This is a genomic window from Psychroserpens citreus, from assembly GCF_055686305.1.
The window spans coordinates 2,593,249-2,607,085 of sequence record NZ_CM145999.1; the positions used below are offsets into that span (position 1 = coordinate 2,593,249).

Sequence of the window (13,837 nt, forward strand, 5' to 3'; positions counted from 1 at the left end):
CAATATAACGTTAAAACTCACTAGAATATTTTTCAATAGACTAACAAGTTTTCAACCGTTGTAAATCCATAAATTATCGTATTTTTGAATCACAATTTTAGAAGATAGATGTTAGAGAAATTACAAATAATAAAGCAACGTTTTGATGAGGTGAGTGATTTGATCATTCAGCCTGATATAATAGCTGATCAGAAACGTTATGTGAGGTTAACCAAAGAATATAAAGATTTGCGCACTTTAATGGATAAGCGTGAATTATATATAGAGCTTACAAATAACTTGAGTGAGGCTGAAGACATTATTTCTGATGGAAGCGATGCTGAAATGGTAGAAATGGCAAAAATGCAATATGATGAAGCTAAAGAAGGTATCCCTGCATTAGAAGAAGAGATTCGCTTTTTATTGATTCCAAAAGATCCTGATGATGCTAAAAATGTTGTTGTAGAAGTTAGAGCAGGAACTGGTGGTGATGAAGCTAGTATTTTTGCTGGAGATTTATTCCGAATGTATACGAAATACTGTGAAGGAAAAGGGTGGAGTGTAAGTGTTGTAGATTCCAATGAAGGAACGGCTGGAGGCTTTAAAGAAATTATTTTTGAAGTCAATGGAGAAGATGTTTATGGAACATTAAAATTTGAAGCTGGAGTGCATCGTGTACAACGTGTGCCTCAAACAGAAACCCAAGGACGTGTGCATACAAGTGCTGCAACAGTTATGGTGTTGCCAGAAGCTGAAGAGATTGATTTTGAATTAGACATGACTGAAGTTAGGATAGAAAGAACAACATCTACTGGTCCTGGAGGACAATCTGTAAATACAACTTACTCGGCTATTAAATTGCATCACGAACCTACAGGAATGATAGTTAGTTGTCAAGATCAAAAATCTTCTCATAAAAATTTAGAAAAAGCCTTAAAGGTATTGCGTTCTCGATTATATGATATGGAGCTTGAAAAACAACAAGCTGCCGATTCAGAGAAACGTAAAAGTATGGTGAGTTCAGGAGATCGTAGCGCAAAAATTAGAACCTATAATTATCCACAAGGACGTGTTACAGACCACAGAATAGGCTTAACCTTATATGACTTACAGAATATTATTAATGGTGATATTCAAAAATTAATTGACGAACTAATGCTAGCCGAAAATACTGAAAAGTTAAAAGCTAGTGATGAACATATTTAATATCGAGCCTCTATTTTGGAGGCTTTTTTATTATGACAACACAACAACTCATTGAGCAAATTAAAAAGAAAAAGTCCTTTCTCTGTATTGGATTAGATGTCGATTTAAATAAAATCCCAAAGCATCTTTTGGAGGAAAGCGACCCAATTTTTGCATTTAATAAAGCCATTATAGATGCAACGCATCATTTATGTGTTGCTTATAAACCTAATACCGCATTTTATGAAGCATACGGTCTAAAAGGTTGGGAGTCATTGGAAAAAACCATTGTCTATTTAAACGAAAATTATCCTGAAATCTTTACTATAGCAGATGCCAAGCGTGGTGATATAGGTAACACTAGTACCATGTATGCTAAAGCTTTTTTCGAAGATTTAGCTTTTGATAGTGTCACTGTAGCTCCTTATATGGGAAAAGATTCGGTTGAACCATTTCTGGCTTTTGAAAACAAGCATACCATTATGCTGGCTCTAACTTCTAATCAGGGTGCTTTTGATTTTCAAACCAAAACTATCGATGGAATAGAATTGTATAAACAGGTTTTAGAAACATCTAAATCTTGGGTTAATGCACAAAATCTGATGTATGTTGTTGGAGCTACTAAAGCTGAATATTTAGCAGAAATCAGAACAATTATTCCTGATAGTTTTTTACTTGTGCCAGGTGTAGGTGCTCAAGGTGGTAATTTACAAGACGTTTGTAAATATGGCATGAATGATAATATAGGATTGCTAATTAATTCTTCTAGAGGAATAATTTATGCATCTACAGATGAATATTTTGCCGAAGCTGCCGCAGTGAAGGCAAAAGAATTGCAAGCGCAAATGAATCATATACTGTCTTTATAGCATGGTAACTTCTTTTACTCAAAAGGAGAGAGAGTTTTGGTTAGAAGGGACTCCAAAACGTATTATTTCATTAGTACCTTCACAGACAGAATTATTGGTTGATTTAGGTTTGGAATCATCAATTGTTGGTATTACCAAATTTTGCGTGCATCCAAAACATTTACGACAAAGCATTAGGGTTGTTGGAGGAACCAAGCAAGTCAATTTTGATACTATAAAGACGTTGAAGCCAGATATTATTCTTTGCAATAAAGAAGAAAACACCAAAGAAATGGTTTCTCTGCTTGAGCATATTGCACCAGTTCATGTAAGTGATATTCTTAATTTGAATGATGCTTTATTACTTATCCGTAATTATGGTCTTATGTTTTCGGTTGAAACTGAAGCTCAAGATATTATTCAACGTATTGTACAGGAATCGCAAAGTTTTGAGAACTTTGTTAAGGCAAAACCAAAATTAAAAGTGGCTTACTTTATTTGGAAAAAGCCATGGATGGTAGCCGCTAAACAAACCTTTATTGATGCCATACTTGAATTAAACAACTTTGAGAATTATTTTGAACGATTAGATAGGTATCCTGAAGTAGATATAGATAAAATGACAAAGGGCTTAGATGTGATTTTGTTGTCAAGTGAACCTTTTCCTTTCAAAATTGCTGACAAAGAAACTCTAAAAGAGTTATTTCCTAATGTGAAAATTGAATTAGTTGATGGCGAGTATTTCTCATGGTATGGGTCGAGATTAATAAATGCGTTTAAATACTTCAAAACACTGCATCAAGGTCTTTAGAGTGTAATCGTTTTAAGCTTAAAATACGTTGTTTTAATTTTCTGGCTTCAAAAAATAAGATATCACTTAATCCCATATCTGTTTGTTTAACATTGTATGCTTCCTCTATAAATTGAGTGTATTTGTTTTCTAAATCTTTTATATTAAATACTTTATGATGGTTTAGTCTTGTTGCGCCAACTTTACAAAAATGTGAATCCATGATATTTGGTTTTAATATCATATATACGGTAAGAAAGTAATGCTTAGACGCTGATAATAAGTTAAATAAATGTAAAATTAATTTTGCTGAAGCTTACTCAAATCTCGATTGAGATACTTTAATTTATTTAATTTGTGTAATAATTTAATGGCCTTAAACTCGGAGATATCACTAAGTGCTGAGTCAGTTTGACGAAAGTTGTAAGCTTGTTCAATAAGCTTTTTGTAACGAGATAACAACAGGTTTTGATGTTCTATGTATTTGTTGGTTGGTTTCATTACAAAAATGTTTTATCTCTTAAAAATATTCAAAATATTGTAAATCAACAACAAAAGCTAAAAAATGTTAATAAAAAATCGACCTGAGACTTAGATCGATTTTTAACTAGTGTGCGCTTTTTCTTTTAGAAATGAAGTGTAATTCTAACTAACTATTACAAAGGTGGTTTTTATCTTTAGAATAAATATTATGTTAATATTAACTTTACTTTATCTGTCATTTAATAATTTAGAAAAAACTTTATATATGAAATTAATAGTTGCTTTAACCTTACTTTTTACAGCATTGTTGCCTGCTCAAAACAAAGATAATTGCAATTGTTGTACAGAACAACATCAAGCATTTGATTTTTGGATTGGAGATTGGACCGTTACTAATACTGATGGAAGTGCTGCGGGAGAGAATAGTATTGTGAAAATTCAAGATAATTGTATGCTATTAGAAAACTGGACGAGTACAAAAAGCGATTTTACTGGAACAAGTCAAAACTTTTACAATTATAAAACTAAACAATGGGAACAGCTGTGGATCGATAATAAAGGGTCTCATCTCAAGTTAAAAGGCAATAGAAAAGGCAATCAAATGATTTTAAGAACAGATGATGACATCAATAAAGAAGGCAAAACATTTTATCATCGCGTCACTTGGACTCACAATAAAGATGGAAGTGTTCGCCAATTATGGGAGACGATAGTCGATGGAAAACATACTACTGTAGCCTTTGATGGTTTATATAAAAAGAAAAAATAAACTAGTCTTGAAGCGCAAATACTTTTTGTAATAAATTTGTCGTTCTAGAAGATACTTTATTTCTTATTTCTTTTTCTTCAACAGCAATCATGGTGTATACGCCTTTTAATGCTTCTCCGGTGACATAATCAGTGAGATCAGGATTTATATTATTAGTAAATGGAATAGCGTTGTATTTATTAATCAGGTTTTCCCATATCTGATCTGCTCCAACCTTAGCAAATGAATTGTTGATAACAGGTTTAAACTTGTTGTATAATGCTGTTTGAGTTTTAGTTGTTAAATATTGCGTTGCAGCATCATCATTTCCAAGTAAAATATTCTTAGCATCATTAAAGGTTATGTCTTTTACGGCATTTACAAAAATTGGAGTAGCCTCACTTACAGCATCCTCAGCAGCTCTATTTAATACTTTTAATCCTTCATCAGCCAAATTACCTAATCCAATATCACGAAGACCTTTGTCTACTTTCTTTAATTCATCGGGAAGCAAGATTTTTACCAGCTCATTCTTAAAAAAACCATCTTTTTGTGTAAGTGTACTTACTTGTTTGTCTATACCAAAATCTAAAGCTTGGCGTAAGCCAGCCGCAATATCAGCATTACTTAATACACCACCACCTTGGGGTAAACTATTGACAACATCTTGTAATTCGGCACAAGCCGTTAGGTTAAAAACTAGAATAAAGGCTAGACATTTACGTATCATGATTTTGGGTTTTTATATATTTAACAAATATAGAAATTTACTTATGAAACGTTTTCAATTTTTATACCTAATGTGTTTGTTTATTGTCTTTTCATGTAAAAAAGAAAAGGTTCATAATGCTATTCATCAATTGCAGTATCAGCAATATATTACCGTTTTAGGGGTAGCACAAGATGCAGGCTTACCTCAACTAAATTGCGAAAAAAAATGCTGCAAGCCAGCGCATAGTGGTTTGGAAAATAAAGTGTTGGTTTCGTGTTTAGGCTTAGTTGATTTAAACTCAAAAAAGAAGTGGTTATTTGATGCTACGCCAGATATAACTGAACAAATTCAAGTGTTAAAAAATGAACATTTAGATAATGACAATAGTATTGACGGTATATTTCTAACACACGCACACATTGGTCATTATACGGGTTTGATGTATTTGGGTAAGGAAGCATTAGGGGCTTATAAAGTTCCAGTTTACAGTATGCCTAAAATGAAGCAGTTTATTGAAAATAATGGTCCGTGGAGCCAGTTAGTTTCATTAAATAATATCGAAATGAAAGCATTGCATCATGACTCAATAGTGCTCTTAAATCCTGAATTGAAAGTGACGCCTTTTATTGTGCCACATAGAGATGAATTTTCTGAAACAGTAGGATTTAAAATTGAGGGCAAAAACAAATCGGCTTTATTTATTCCAGATATTGATAAGTGGAATCGTTGGGATCGAGATATTATCGAGGAAGTAAAACAGGTAGACTATGCCTTTTTAGATGCGTCCTTTTTTCAGGATGGGGAACTAGATAGAGATATGAGTAAAATCCCTCATCCGTTTACTACCGAAACAACGACCTTATTTGAACATGAATCAAAATTAACAAAAAGTAAAATTTACTTCATTCATTTTAACCATACCAATCCTACTATTAGAGAAGGACATCATTTGAGGGACAGTATTCAAAATCTTGGATTTAATTTTGCAAAAGTAGGAGATCGGTTTGAAATGTAATGAAACAATGAAATAATTGTTAGAAAATACTATTTTAGCACAATAGTTGTTATTATTCAAGGGAGATATAAAAACAAATAGATGAAATTAATTAAGATTTTTAGTGTCGTATGCTGTATGACTCTTCCTTTTTTCAGTAGTGGTCAAATACGTTTTTCTGAAACAATACAAACTTCAAAAACCGCTACAGATACCGAAGCGTCATTGTTTTTTATAGATTTTTGGGCAACTTGGTGTAAGCCATGTGTATATGCTTCAGAATATTTAGGGGTATTGCAAAAGCAATATCCAGATCGGTTTTATGTTGTGTCCTTATCTGAAGAAAACCCTGATGTTGTAAAGCGGTTTCTTAAAAAAAATCCAACTGACTTAGCGGTTTCGATAGATTATAAAGGTGAAACTTTTAAAGCTAATAATACACGTACATTGCCACATGGAATTTTGGTGAATGCTAATGGTACAATATTATGGAAAGGGAGTCCAACAGATTTCAAGCAATCTCATTTAGAAAGATATTTACGACAAAATTCAAAGCAAAGAGATGTTAGCAAAGTCCTGAAAGTTCAAAAAATAAAAGAAGAAGTATTTAAAGCCGATTATAAACCCTCTGCAGATTTCGAGATTAAACGATTGAAAAATGAATCTTTCGAAAATCTAGTTACTAATTCAAGAGGTGATTATATTCAGTATAAAGGAAGTTTAAAAAGTATCTTAGCAAGGGAGCAAAGAATCTTAGAAAGTCAGGTGCAAATTGCTCCAGAACTTAATAAAACTTATGAGGTTTATGTTAAAAAAGGGACAAGTGCGTTATTTCCAATTTTAGATTATCTGAAATTTGACTTGTTTCATACAGAAGTTAAGGGTGAAGTGTTAATGTTAGACGTTTCAAATATTAATTATTGGGATACTAATCAAATTGATTGGGGACAAAATACTGCTGAATTTTTAATAGATGATACTCAAATACAAGCAGATAATGTAAGTTTTAAGGATGTAATGTTTCAATTGGCTACTGTTTTAAATTTGCCCGTAATTACTAAAGGAGGTGAAGTAGATGAGGATAAACATGATTGGCAAATTCACCATCGATTTTATAATTTAATGCTAACCGATTTAGAAGATACTTATGGTATTAAGGTAAGTAAAGAAAAAGGGAGTTATAAAAAATATTCAATACGAAAAAAGACACCTTAATAGGTGTCTTTTTTATAATTATCTATGTGTTAATGTTTGGAGCTTAGTTGTTTAAAATTCTAAACTCAGTACGTCTGTTTCTTCTGTGTTGCTCATCAGAACAATCAACACCATTAGAACAACGGTTTGTTAATCTAGACTCTCCATATCCTTTTGCAGATAATCTGCTTCTAGAAATTCCTTTTGATACTAAATAGTTTACAACTGAATTAGCACGTTGTTGTGATAAAGACATGTTATAATCATCATTACCTCTTGAATCTGTATGAGACATAATCTCGATGCTAACTGGCTTGTCATTTAAAATCGGTAATAAAGTTTCATCAATTGTTCTCTTAGATGCTGGAGTAAGACGTGCACTTGCTAATTCGTAGAAAATTGGAATAACAGTTGGGTCTAATAATTCACATTCTACTTCTTCCCAAGTCGTGATTCCTCCTTTTTGATCTAAAATAGTTCTTGTTACAGTTTCTGTTCTAGCAGGAATTGTATTGCTTCTTGTAGATGCAGGAACATCAACAACTTGACGCTTAATAGTCTTGTATTCAGCAGGGATTTCAATTTTATCCATACGAGCTGGAGTTTTGATAACTCTCTTTTTGTATGTAGCGCTTCTTTCTGGAACAGGAACGCTAGATGTACTAGCATCTGTTGCTAGAGTTGTAAAAGGTACATCTCTGTTTGTTGCTGGATACTCAACAAAACAAGCAGCTACACAATCATCCTTATTTACTGAAGGACAATCTTCAAGAATCTTATATTCCCATCCTGATGTTGCAGGATAAGTTTCAAATGTTCTTGAATCTCTACCAAAAGTTGCAGGAATAACATTTAAGTCTGTACGTCCTTCTTTACTAATGTAAGATACTTCAACTGTTTCGTAAGTAGCAGGCGTGTAAACATATTTTTCAGTAGCTTCTTTTACTAAAACAGTTTCTTCTACAGTTTTATATGTCGCAGGGACTACTTCTAATGTTGTGTAGGCTGGATAAACTTGTAAAGTCTCTGTTACTTCTTTAAATGTGTCTTTGGTAATACACTTTACATAGCATTTTCCTGGCTCTGGATTTGTTGGTAACCCTTGAGCTTGTACATAGCCTATGCTAGCAATTAAGCATAAGAATAAAAATAATTTTTGTTTCATAATTAAAAAATTAGTTAATGGTTATAGATAATATTTTAGCAGCACTTTGTGTACAGCAATAGATTAGACACCTAATTATTTAAAGCGTCACTTTTAATTATTTTACGAGAAGTAGGTGAAATATCAGAAACTTAAATATTTTCTAAAAGTTTAGTTAAGGGTCTATAAATTTAATAAATATTTAACAAAAAATATGAGATATATGTAATTTTTTAATATAAAAATTCTTACATAAATTTCCTTGAGTGGTGTTTTTGGATTTATGAAAACTGTTTGAGGGTGAAGATATTTAGATTTATAAAGTTTGAATTAATAGAATATCACTGTTTTATTGTTATAGACCATAACTTTTCTATTAATATGATGTTTTATGGCAGTTGCCAATACTATTTTTTCTAAATCTCGTCCTTTGGTAATTAAATCTTCTATAGAATATGTGTGAGAAACTCTTGCGACATCTTGTTCAATGATTGGTCCTGCATCAAGTTCTTCTGTTATATAATGGCTAGTTGCTCCTATAATTTTAACACCTCGCTTTAAAGCCGAATGATATGGTTTTGCACCAATAAATGCAGGTAAAAAGGAATGATGTATATTGATTATTTTGTTTTTGTAACGATTAATTAATTTACCAGATACAATCTGCATATAACGCGCTAAAACAATAAAGTCAACATTATGGGCTTCCAATAGTTTCAATTGCTGATCTTCGGCTTGTGCTTTAGTGGCTTTTGTTACCGGTATATGATAAAAAGGAATATTAAAATTTTCTGCGATGGGTTTTAAATCTAAGTGATTACTCAGAATGAATGGGATTTCACAATGTAATTCACCAGAGTTATATCGACCCAAAATATCGTATAAACAATGATCATATTTGGATACAAAAATTGCCGTTTTTAATTTATCTTCTGCATTATATATACGCCATTTCATATGAAAGCGTTCCACGAGATGCTCTTGGAAGTTTGTTGTAAATGTATTCATCACGAAAGACTTAAATTCACTTTCAATACGCATAAAGAAAATGTCTTGTTCTCTGTCTACGTGTTGGTCGATATAAACAATGTTTCCGTCATTTTGAGCAATGAAGCTTGTTACAGATGCAATAATACCAGATTGATCTTTACAGTGAATTTGTATCGTGATTTTTTTCATGAGAATGCACTTGTTTAAGCGAACTAAGTTAATATAAAATTGAAGTGGCACGTTTTCTAATTTAACTTTTAGATATTTGATTATAAACCCTTATGTTTTTTGAATATTCCGTAAATTTGTGTCTTTAAAACGTCATATTATTACGAATGAAGCAAGTCGCACCATATAACCCAAAGTATAAAGTAAGAATTGTAACTGCAGCATCATTGTTTGATGGGCATGATGCATCTATTAATATCATGCGTAGAATTATTCAATCTACTGGTGTTGAAGTTATTCATTTGGGACATGATAGAAGTGTTGAAGAGGTAGTGAATACTGCAATTCAAGAGGATGTTAATGCTATTTGTTTGACATCTTACCAAGGTGGTCATAATGAGTATTTTAAATATATGCATGACTTATTAGAAGAGAAAGGTGCTGGTCATATTAAAATCTTCGGAGGCGGAGGAGGTGTTATTTTGCCTTCAGAAATAAAGGAACTCATGGATTATGGAATAGACCGTATTTATTCTCCTGATGATGGAAGAGAAATGGGATTGCAAGGAATGATTAATGACTTGGTAGAGAAATCTGATTTTGCCATTGGCGATACTCTAAATGGTGAAGTTGAAAATCTCCCTAAAAAAAACCCGAAGGCCATAGCTAGAGTTATTTCTTCGGCTGAAAATTTCCCTGAAGTGGCTAAGGATACCCTAGACAAAATTCATTTTAAAAATAAAACTTCTAAAACACCTGTCCTAGGAATTACAGGCACAGGAGGAGCTGGAAAATCTAGCTTGGTTGACGAACTCGTACGTAGATTTTTGATTGATTTTCCAGAAAAAACGGTTGGAATTGTATCTGTAGATCCTTCAAAAAGAAAAACTGGAGGCGCACTTTTGGGCGATCGTATTCGTATGAACGCCATAAATTCTTCAAGAGTATATATGAGAAGTTTGGCTACACGTCAATCTAATTTGGCGCTATCTAAATATGTTAACGAAGCTGTAGAAGTACTTAAAGCTGCTGAATTCGATTTAATCATACTTGAAACTTCTGGTATTGGCCAATCTGATACTGAAATTATTGAACATAGTGATGTGTCATTATATGTGATGACACCAGAATTTGGTGCCGCTACGCAATTGGAAAAAATTGATATGCTAGATTTTGCCGATTTAGTAGCCATTAACAAATTTGATAAAAGAGGATCTTTAGATGCTTTGCGAGATGTAAAAAAACAGTACATGCGTAACAATAATCTATGGGATACTCCTCAAGAAGAATTACCGGTTTTTGGTACGATCGCATCTCAGTTTAATGATCCTGGAATGAATACGCTTTACAAAGCTATTATGGATAAGCTTGTAGAGAAAACGGAAACAGACTTAAAATCGACATTTCACATTTCAGATGAAATGAGTGAAAAGATATTTGTTATTCCACCAGCGAGAACACGTTATTTATCTGAAATTGCCGAAAATAATCGAGCCTATGATAAAACTGCTAGCGCACAAGTTGAAGTAGCTCAAAAACTTTATGGTATATTCAAAACTATTGAGTCTGTTATTGGTAGCCAACCCGAACTGGACAAATCTGGTATTGCTTCTGAGTCTGTTAGTTCTATCGTAGTAGAAAACAAGGACTTTGTAAAAATGCTTGTTGCCGAATTTGATCGCGTAAAACTGAATTTAGACCCTTATAATTGGGAAGTGATTACAGGTTGGAATGAGAAAGTGAACACTTACAAAAACCCAATTTATAGTTTTAAAGTTCGCGATAAAGTCATAAAAATTGAAACACATACTGAATCGCTTTCGCATACTCAGATACCCAAGGTTGCATTGCCTAAGTATCAAGCTTGGGGAGATATTTTAAAATGGACATTACAAGAAAATGTTCCTGGCGAATTCCCGTATACTTCAGGATTGTATCCTTTCAAAAGAACTGGGGAAGATCCAGCACGTATGTTTGCAGGAGAAGGGGGACCTGAACGAACAAATCGACGTTTTCATTATGTAAGTATGGGATTACCTGCAAAGCGTTTATCTACTGCTTTTGATAGTGTGACTCTTTATGGAAATGATCCAGATCATAGGCCTGATATTTATGGTAAAATTGGTAATGCAGGTGTGTCTATTTGCTGCTTAGATGATGCTAAGAAATTATATTCTGGTTTTAATTTGGCAGATGTGATGACGTCCGTAAGTATGACAATCAATGGTCCTGCTCCGATGTTGTTGGGATTCTTTATGAATGCTGCCATAGATCAACAGTGTGAAATATATATCAAGGATAATGGATTAGAAAAAGAAGTAGAAGAGAAGATTGCTAAACTTTATAAAGACAAAGAACGCCCAGAATACAATGGTGATTTACCAGAAGGTAATAATGGTTTGGGCTTAATGCTATTAGGTGTTACCGGAGATCAAGTACTACCTTCAGAAGTTTATGCAGATATAAAGTCAAAAACTATTGCTCAAGTTCGTGGAACTGTACAAGCTGATATTTTAAAAGAAGATCAGGCACAAAATACTTGCATTTTTTCTACAGAATTTGCGTTGCGTTTAATGGGGGATGTTCAAGAATATTTCATAGAGCATAATGTTCGCAATTTTTATTCGGTGTCAATTTCAGGATATCATATAGCCGAAGCTGGTGCAAATCCAATCTCGCAATTGGCATTTACACTATCTAACGGATTTACATACGTTGAGTATTACCTTTCTAGAGGGATGGATATCAATAAATTTGGGCCAAATTTATCCTTCTTTTTCTCTAACGGAATTGATCCTGAATACGCTGTTATTGGCCGAGTGGCAAGGAAGATTTGGTCTAAAGCGATGAAGCATAAATATGGTGCAAATGCTAGAGCTCAAATGCTGAAATATCATATTCAAACCTCAGGACGTAGTTTACATGCTCAAGAGATTGATTTTAATGATATTCGTACCACCTTGCAAGCCTTATATGCGATTTATGACAACTGTAATTCATTGCATACAAATGCTTATGATGAAGCCATTACAACGCCAACTGAAGAATCGGTTCGTCGTGCCATGGCAATCCAATTGATTATCAATAAAGAATTAGGCCTAAATAAAAATGAAAATCCAATTCAAGGGTCGTTTATTATAGAAGAGCTAACAGATTTAGTTGAAGAAGCCGTGTTGATGGAATTTGACCGTATCACAGAACGTGGTGGTGTTTTAGGTGCTATGGAAACCATGTATCAACGTAGTAAGATTCAAGAAGAGAGTTTGTATTACGAAACACTAAAACATAATGGGCAATTTCCAATTATAGGTGTAAATACGTTTTTAAGTAGTACAGGTTCGCCTACAGTATTACCTGCGGAAGTCATTAGAGCTACTGAAGAAGAAAAACAGCTGCAAATTAAAACTTTAGAAAATCTTCATAAAGCTAATGATACAAAAGCACTTCTGAAAGAGCTTCAGCATAAAGCCGTCAATAATGAAAATATTTTTGAAGCCTTGATGGATGTCTGTAAAGTGTGTTCTTTAGGAGAAATTACTTCGGCACTGTTTGAAGTGGGAGGTCAGTATAGACGAAATATGTAAATAGTTACTATATATATTATATAAAAATAGCCTCTTTAAAATGAAAAGAGGCTATTTTGTTTATAATGTCATCATCCAACTACGCTGTAGGCGTTTGAATTTTTTTAATTCATTTTGAAGAATAGGTAAATAATCTTTCCCATTACTATTACAATGTTGCAAGCGATTACAATTTAAATGTAAACGATGCGTAAGTCGTTCTATTGAATCGAGATGTTTATGTTTTTTATCTGAAAATCGCTCGGCTTGCGCTTTTTCAATTTCAGGTGCAAGTGATTCAGATTGCTGAATGATATCACCTGAAAAGTAAATATCGGTATCTTCAGAACCATCAGGTCGTAAATAAGACAAGTCTTGACTAATATAAGTTGATATGCTTCTTGAAAGCATAAGAATATCCATAGCCTTTTGATATATAGGCATTTCTGATAAGTGAGATGGGATGTTGTAATTCATTTTTCTAATAGCAATGGTAACAAAATTAGTGACAAGTGATGACTTTTAGCTTTAATATTTAAAGTAAAATGGTATATTTGATTTAATTATTAGTTTATATTTTTAAATTACTTTAAATGAATATAGATAGTCTGAATTGGAAAATTTTGAAATGTCTTCAGCTTAATGCTCGACAGTCACATACCGAAATTGGACGTCAAGTTGGGATTAGTTCTCCAGCAGTTTCTGAGCGCATAAAAAAACTAGAAGATGCAGGGATTATTGAAAGTTATAATACATTAGTTTCGCCTTTTGAAGTAGGTTATCAATTAAAAGCGCTAATTACCCTACGTGCGTTTATGGGGATGCTTAAACCGTTTTTAGAAAAAGTAAAAACCTATGATGAGGTTATTAATTGTTATCGTATTACTGGCAATGAAAACATTGTTATGGAAGTGGTTTTAAAAAATCAAAAACACCTAGAATCTTTTATTGACCAGCTAATTGTTTATGGTGAAACCAAAACCCAAATTGTCTTATCTCATGTAGTTAAGCATAATGAAGTTAAGCCTTTAAAATAATA

The 13,837-nt window shown here is 32.9% G+C and carries 14 protein-coding genes; 8 read left to right on the forward strand and 6 right to left on the reverse strand.

Translation table 11 applies throughout. The features are described from left to right. The first annotated feature begins 108 nt into the window (after positions 1 to 108). The 3 genes from prfA to ACTU6T_RS11775 are packed head-to-tail and all read left to right on the forward strand — an operon-like array spanning position 109 to position 2,823. Positions 109 to 1,185, forward strand: a complete 1,077-nt coding sequence (gene prfA / locus ACTU6T_RS11765) for a peptide chain release factor 1 (RefSeq protein ID WP_460218390.1) — start codon at positions 109 to 111, stop codon at positions 1,183 to 1,185. A gap of 32 nt (positions 1,186 to 1,217) precedes the next feature. Then, the gene (pyrF, locus tag ACTU6T_RS11770; protein ID WP_460218391.1) at positions 1,218 to 2,033 is read left to right on the forward strand and encodes an orotidine-5'-phosphate decarboxylase; all 816 of its coding nucleotides are present in this window, start codon (positions 1,218 to 1,220) and stop codon (positions 2,031 to 2,033) included. A gap of 1 nt (position 2,034) precedes the next feature. Beyond that, positions 2,035 to 2,823 carry an ABC transporter substrate-binding protein gene (locus ACTU6T_RS11775; protein ID WP_460218392.1) on the forward strand — a complete coding sequence of 263 codons (789 nt, stop codon included), beginning with the start codon at positions 2,035 to 2,037 and terminating at the stop codon, positions 2,821 to 2,823. Here ACTU6T_RS11775 and ACTU6T_RS11780 read toward each other — a convergent pair. Together ACTU6T_RS11780 and ACTU6T_RS11785 are read right to left on the reverse strand one after the other, a co-directional pair. Continuing rightward, positions 2,798 to 3,025: a Lacal_2735 family protein gene (locus tag ACTU6T_RS11780; RefSeq protein ID WP_460218393.1), complete on the reverse strand. Its 228-nt coding sequence runs from the start codon at positions 3,023 to 3,025 to the stop codon at positions 2,798 to 2,800. The genes ACTU6T_RS11775 and ACTU6T_RS11780 overlap by 26 nt on opposite strands. 77 nt (positions 3,026 to 3,102) lie before the next feature. Further along, positions 3,103 to 3,303: a Lacal_2735 family protein gene (locus ACTU6T_RS11785; RefSeq protein WP_460218394.1), complete on the reverse strand. Its 201-nt coding sequence runs from the start codon at positions 3,301 to 3,303 to the stop codon at positions 3,103 to 3,105. Between the two features lie 247 nt (positions 3,304 to 3,550). Between ACTU6T_RS11785 and ACTU6T_RS11790 the strand changes: the two genes are divergently transcribed. Beyond that, positions 3,551 to 4,054: a hypothetical protein gene (locus ACTU6T_RS11790; protein WP_460218395.1), complete on the forward strand. Its 504-nt coding sequence runs from the start codon at positions 3,551 to 3,553 to the stop codon at positions 4,052 to 4,054. A gap of 1 nt (position 4,055) precedes the next feature. Here the strand turns inward: ACTU6T_RS11790 and ACTU6T_RS11795 are convergent, their stop codons facing one another. Then, on the reverse strand, positions 4,056 to 4,763 hold the full coding sequence (locus tag ACTU6T_RS11795; protein WP_460218396.1) for a DUF4197 domain-containing protein: 708 nt from the start codon (positions 4,761 to 4,763) through the stop codon (positions 4,056 to 4,058). Between the two features lie 43 nt (positions 4,764 to 4,806). Between ACTU6T_RS11795 and ACTU6T_RS11800 the strand changes: the two genes are divergently transcribed. After that, on the forward strand, positions 4,807 to 5,760 hold the full coding sequence (locus tag ACTU6T_RS11800; RefSeq protein ID WP_460218397.1) for an MBL fold metallo-hydrolase: 954 nt from the start codon (positions 4,807 to 4,809) through the stop codon (positions 5,758 to 5,760). A gap of 81 nt (positions 5,761 to 5,841) precedes the next feature. After that, positions 5,842 to 6,954 (forward strand): TlpA family protein disulfide reductase, encoded by a 1,113-nt coding sequence (locus ACTU6T_RS11805; RefSeq protein ID WP_460218398.1) that lies wholly within the window; start codon positions 5,842 to 5,844, stop codon positions 6,952 to 6,954. Positions 6,955 to 6,997: 43 nt separating this feature from the next. Here ACTU6T_RS11805 and ACTU6T_RS11810 read toward each other — a convergent pair whose 3' ends face one another. Both ACTU6T_RS11810 and purU read right to left on the reverse strand, forming a co-directional pair. Beyond that, on the reverse strand, positions 6,998 to 8,098 hold the full coding sequence (locus ACTU6T_RS11810) for an OmpA family protein (RefSeq protein ID WP_460218399.1): 1,101 nt from the start codon (positions 8,096 to 8,098) through the stop codon (positions 6,998 to 7,000). A 309-nt stretch (positions 8,099 to 8,407) separates the two neighbouring features. After that, positions 8,408 to 9,256 (reverse strand): formyltetrahydrofolate deformylase, encoded by an 849-nt coding sequence (purU, locus tag ACTU6T_RS11815; protein WP_460218400.1) that lies wholly within the window; start codon positions 9,254 to 9,256, stop codon positions 8,408 to 8,410. A gap of 146 nt (positions 9,257 to 9,402) precedes the next feature. Here purU and ACTU6T_RS11820 point away from each other — a divergent pair, with 146 nt between their 5' ends. After that, positions 9,403 to 12,819 (forward strand): methylmalonyl-CoA mutase family protein, encoded by a 3,417-nt coding sequence (locus ACTU6T_RS11820; protein WP_460218401.1) that lies wholly within the window; start codon positions 9,403 to 9,405, stop codon positions 12,817 to 12,819. 60 nt (positions 12,820 to 12,879) lie between these two features. Here the strand turns inward: ACTU6T_RS11820 and ACTU6T_RS11825 are convergent, their stop codons facing one another. Continuing rightward, complete coding sequence (locus ACTU6T_RS11825) at positions 12,880 to 13,275, reverse strand: hypothetical protein (RefSeq protein ID WP_460218402.1); 396 nt, start codon at positions 13,273 to 13,275, stop codon at positions 12,880 to 12,882. A 116-nt stretch (positions 13,276 to 13,391) separates the two neighbouring features. Here ACTU6T_RS11825 and ACTU6T_RS11830 point away from each other — a divergent pair, with 116 nt between their 5' ends. After that, positions 13,392 to 13,835, forward strand: coding sequence for an Lrp/AsnC family transcriptional regulator (locus tag ACTU6T_RS11830; protein ID WP_460218403.1), 444 nt, complete (start codon positions 13,392 to 13,394; stop codon positions 13,833 to 13,835). Positions 13,836 to 13,837: the final 2 nt, after the last annotated feature.

What these genes read in the sequence shown, in the direction of transcription:
- prfA (WP_460218390.1), top strand. Translation starts at nt 109, where the DNA reads ATGTTAGAGAAATTACAAATAATAAAGCAACGTTTTGATGAGGTGAGT.
- pyrF (WP_460218391.1), top strand. Translation starts at nt 1,218, where the DNA reads ATGACAACACAACAACTCATTGAGCAAATTAAAAAGAAAAAGTCCTTT.
- ACTU6T_RS11775 (WP_460218392.1), top strand. Translation starts at nt 2,035, where the DNA reads ATGGTAACTTCTTTTACTCAAAAGGAGAGAGAGTTTTGGTTAGAAGGG.
- ACTU6T_RS11780 (WP_460218393.1), bottom strand. Translation starts at nt 3,025, where the DNA reads ATGGATTCACATTTTTGTAAAGTTGGCGCAACAAGACTAAACCATCAT.
- ACTU6T_RS11785 (WP_460218394.1), bottom strand. Translation starts at nt 3,303, where the DNA reads ATGAAACCAACCAACAAATACATAGAACATCAAAACCTGTTGTTATCT.
- ACTU6T_RS11790 (WP_460218395.1), top strand. Translation starts at nt 3,551, where the DNA reads ATGAAATTAATAGTTGCTTTAACCTTACTTTTTACAGCATTGTTGCCT.
- ACTU6T_RS11795 (WP_460218396.1), bottom strand. Translation starts at nt 4,763, where the DNA reads ATGATACGTAAATGTCTAGCCTTTATTCTAGTTTTTAACCTAACGGCT.
- ACTU6T_RS11800 (WP_460218397.1), top strand. Translation starts at nt 4,807, where the DNA reads ATGAAACGTTTTCAATTTTTATACCTAATGTGTTTGTTTATTGTCTTT.
- ACTU6T_RS11805 (WP_460218398.1), top strand. Translation starts at nt 5,842, where the DNA reads ATGAAATTAATTAAGATTTTTAGTGTCGTATGCTGTATGACTCTTCCT.
- ACTU6T_RS11810 (WP_460218399.1), bottom strand. Translation starts at nt 8,098, where the DNA reads ATGAAACAAAAATTATTTTTATTCTTATGCTTAATTGCTAGCATAGGC.
- purU (WP_460218400.1), bottom strand. Translation starts at nt 9,256, where the DNA reads ATGAAAAAAATCACGATACAAATTCACTGTAAAGATCAATCTGGTATT.
- ACTU6T_RS11820 (WP_460218401.1), top strand. Translation starts at nt 9,403, where the DNA reads ATGAAGCAAGTCGCACCATATAACCCAAAGTATAAAGTAAGAATTGTA.
- ACTU6T_RS11825 (WP_460218402.1), bottom strand. Translation starts at nt 13,275, where the DNA reads ATGAATTACAACATCCCATCTCACTTATCAGAAATGCCTATATATCAA.
- ACTU6T_RS11830 (WP_460218403.1), top strand. Translation starts at nt 13,392, where the DNA reads ATGAATATAGATAGTCTGAATTGGAAAATTTTGAAATGTCTTCAGCTT.